Source organism: Sulfobacillus harzensis (genome assembly GCF_012933365.1).
GTDB lineage: Bacteria > Bacillota > Sulfobacillia > Sulfobacillales > Sulfobacillaceae > Sulfobacillus_B > Sulfobacillus_B harzensis.
In genome coordinates this window covers 1-930 of the sequence record NZ_JABBVZ010000300.1, presented here as the reverse complement: position 1 = coordinate 930, position 930 = coordinate 1, and the positions used below count along the sequence as shown (strand labels likewise).

1 protein-coding gene is annotated in these 930 nt (G+C 51.4%); it reads left to right on the top strand.

The window, feature by feature from the left end; translation table 11 throughout:
• The first annotated feature begins 175 nt into the window (after positions 1 to 175).
• On the top strand, positions 176 to 769 hold the full coding sequence (locus HIJ39_RS23165) for a hypothetical protein (RefSeq protein WP_169103377.1): 594 nt from the start codon (positions 176 to 178) through the stop codon (positions 767 to 769).
• The last annotated feature ends 161 nt before the right edge of the window (positions 770 to 930 follow it).

Genomic DNA, 930 nt, shown 5'->3' with positions numbered 1-930 from the left:
AGTAGGTCACTTTCCTGCCCGTTTTTGGGGGTCAAGTGGGGGAGAAATTTAGGGAAATAGGCTTTTGAGACAGCCCCCCCAAGACCTTGGTCTTAGGCTAGTAGGCTAATTCTTTTTATACGAGGATGGTTCCTATGGTGGTACCGTATCCGATTCAATAAAGGGGAGAAATTATATGTCCTACCCAGCATCGGAGTTTGTGCCGTTGGGGATCGGCTTCCTGAGCCTTTCGATCAACTACTTCGTTCAAGGTGGCGAAGGGCTCTTTGGCGGTCCGAGACACAACGAGTCCAAGGAAGCGACGGAAAAGGCCCTAGGGCTTTGGGGCATGTTTCTTGGTGGCTTCGGCCAATTAATCACGGGTATTTACCTTATGGTGGGTTTAAGCTGGTTTCCGGTGTACCGTGCAGCCCCACCCTTATACATGGCGGCGGTGGCATTCACCATATACGGGATCCACTGGATTGTCATGGGTTACCGCCGATACCGGGGGCACGACTCGGGGCCGGATGCTTGGATGGCGATTCCCGTTTTGGGCCTCGGCGTGCTCGGCATGATCTCGTTTTTTAAGGCTGGTGACGTTCCTGCCGGAATTTTGTTTATCGGACTAAGTTTGATCTACATCAGCGAGATTTACTACCGCTTCACCAACAATCCCTTTGGCAACAAGGCTGTGTCATTCTTTCAACTCTTGACCGGCATTTGGCTCTTGTACCTGACCTATGGGGTAACTTTGAACTTGGCGAACGGCATGCACATGTGGATCTAGATCCGCAATTTTCCCGGAACATGTGTATTCTGGAACCCGCGGCCGTTGCCGCGGGTTCCTCGCGCTTATTCGCCGCCTGTCGAAAGTGAGGGTTTTTCATAACCCGAAGTCCTTGATTTGCAATGCTTGTGGGGTCTGAGAAAATTTCTTTCCCCCTGAAT

What these genes read in the sequence shown, in the direction of transcription:
- HIJ39_RS23165 (WP_169103377.1), top strand. Translation starts at nt 176, where the DNA reads ATGTCCTACCCAGCATCGGAGTTTGTGCCGTTGGGGATCGGCTTCCTG.